The 2575-nt window shown below is 57.3% G+C and carries 2 protein-coding genes; both read left to right on the top strand.

The annotated features are described in order from the left end of the window. Positions 1 to 234: 234 nt before the first annotated feature. Complete coding sequence (locus tag GXN74_RS14140; RefSeq protein WP_162371579.1) at positions 235 to 1722, top strand: sensor histidine kinase; 1488 nt, start codon at positions 235 to 237, stop codon at positions 1720 to 1722. Further along, the gene (locus GXN74_RS14135) at positions 1715 to 2479 is read left to right on the top strand and encodes a response regulator transcription factor (RefSeq protein ID WP_162371578.1); all 765 of its coding nucleotides are present in this window, start codon (positions 1715 to 1717) and stop codon (positions 2477 to 2479) included. Before GXN74_RS14140 ends, GXN74_RS14135 begins: the two co-directional genes overlap by 8 nt. Positions 2480 to 2575 lie beyond the last annotated feature (96 nt).

Below are 2575 nucleotides of genomic sequence, written 5' to 3'. Positions count from 1 at the left end.
TCCGGATCACCGGCTAACATCCGCGAGTTGGTACAATCGTGAAGAACCACATTTGGAGCAACTGGAGTTCGTCTCTAGTTGCTCTTTTTTGATTGCTCCAAATGTGATACTTCACTTATGAATTATATGCCTTCCCGTTAAAAACCGCAAGATATCCGGCGTCCCCATTGTGTCCATCCGCTTCTGTTGATATAATCAAGGAAACTGCGGAATCCACACCCTGGAGGTGAAGCCATGCTCGTTTCCTTTTGGTCCTCTTCGTCCATCCGGACGAAAATCCTGCTCTACATCCTGTCCCTGCTGCTCGTCGCCGACCTGTTCATGGTCCTGACCTTCCTGCGGGAGAGGATGTTCCTGGAACAGTACCACGAACAGACCAACATCCATTATGAGATCGCCACCTTCCGTCACCATTTCAACCTGGCGTCCCAGCACCTGGAGAACCATATGGTATCCCTTTCCGAAGAGGATCTGGAGGAATACCGGAAGTTCAAGGCAGCCATGGATGTGCGGGTTGGAACCATCGCTTCCGGGACCCGGAGCGCCTCCACGGGAGAACAGGTCCTGGGGCGGGCCATCCTGAACATGTACGCCCATTACGACACCCGGATCCAAAGGCTTCTTCCCCATCAGCGGGAAGCCTCCGGCTACATCCTATACTACAACGAAATAACCGTCCTGGAAAAATACATCCAGGCGTACTGCGAGCAACTCCTGAACGCTTCCTTGCGGAACAGCCAGGAGGCCTACGTGGACATGGAGCGGCACATGCTGTTCCAGGCCACCGCCATGGGGACCGGCTTCCTGTTCTTCTTCCTCCTTTCCCACCTGCTGTTCCACCGGCTGCTCAAGCGGGATGTGCTCTCCCCCTTGCATGGCCTGGCTACCGAGGCCGCCGCAATCGCCAATGGAGACCTGGACAGCCCGGAGGTGGTTGTCCGGAATACGGACGAGATCGGCCGTTTGGCCCGTGTGTTCCACCGGATGAAGCAAAGCATGCGGGAGAACCTGCAGATCACCCAGCAGCTCCACGCACAGGAACTGCATGGGCTGACCATGGAGAAGCTGCTGATCCAGGAGAAGGCCTTCCGTCTCCAGGCCCAGATCAAACCCCATTTCCTCTACAACACCCTGAACACCATCTCCCGGACCGCCCGCCTGGAGGAATCCCCCAAGACGGAAGCCCTGCTCATGAGCCTGTCCCAATTCTTCCGCTATATCATGCAGACGGAAGACAGCATGGTTCCCTTGGAACGGGAGATTTCCCTGGTCCGCCATTACATGAACCTCCAGCAAAGCCGCTTCGGGGACCGGATTTCCATGCGCTGGCGCATCAGCCCCTTTGTGGACTTGGACCACACTTTGGTCCCCACCTTCCTTCTCCAACCTCTGGTGGAGAATTCCCTGGGCCACGGGTTGGCACCCAAACCGGAAGGGGGGTGCATCCGCATACGGATCCATGAATGCAAGGAAGGGCTGATCATTTCCGTGGCGGACAACGGGATCGGAATGGAACGGAATGCATTGGAGGCGCTGGAAGCGCCCCGGCATGCCGGTGTCGATGGGGATTCCGGCCTCGGCACCGGCATCGGCCTCACGAACATCCGAAGGAGGGTGGAGATGCTGGGGGGCGGAAGCCGATTGACGGTAGCAAGCCGTCCCGGAATGGGGACGGTGGTCAGGATCCACCTGCATATGGAAGGAGTGGAGCATTATGCATAAGGTGCTGGTTGTGGACGACGAACGCCTGGAATGCCATGCGATCAAGGAAATCCTGGAGCGGAACCTGGGGACCATGCTCCAGGTGCGCACCGCCTACAACGGACAGTCCGCCGTGGAAACCGCCTGCCTCTGGAAGGCGGACCTTGTCCTGATGGACATCGAGATGCCGGGCATGCTGGGCGTCGATGCCGCCAAAAAGATCAAGGCGCACCTTCCCGACTGCATCGTCATCTACCTGACCGCCTACAACCTGTTCGAATACGCCTTGCAGGCCATACAGATCGGTGCCGCCGCCTACCTGCTGAAGCCCGTCTCGGACGAGGACGTAATCGGCGTGGTGGGGGAGAAGCTGGGGCTCTTCCAGGATGTGGTTCCCCAGGGAACTCCTGATCCGGACGCCCCCGCCGACAAGACCAGCCTGCTGATGCGCGAGGTGGAACGGTATCTGGCCAAGAACTACATGCACAACCTTTCCCTGGAAACGGTGGCGGAAACGGTCCATCTGAACCCCGCCTACTTCAGCCGCCTTTTCAAGGCCTACTGGGGCCAGAACTTCATCGACCACCTGACCTCCCTGCGGATTGGAGCCGCCAAGGAACTGTTGTCGGACCCTTCCCTAAGCGTCCGGGAGATTGGGGAATGCATCGGCTATGCGGACCCCAATTATTTCGTCAAGCTTTTCAAGAAAAAGACAGGACAGACACCGACCCGGTACCGGGAGCTCCTTTCCGGCGGGGATGTCAAAAATGACCAGTGAATGTGAATTTTTTACTCTATGCCCTTGGCGTTGTGCCCTATATAATGAAGGCATAGAGATGAACAACCCACATATTCACCAAGAAAAGGAGCGATT

Source organism: Anaerotalea alkaliphila, from assembly GCF_010179735.1.
GTDB lineage: Bacteria > Bacillota > Clostridia > Lachnospirales > Vallitaleaceae > Anaerotalea > Anaerotalea alkaliphila.
Note: the sequence above shows the minus strand (reverse complement) of the source record. Positions and strands in the feature narration are given on the sequence as shown.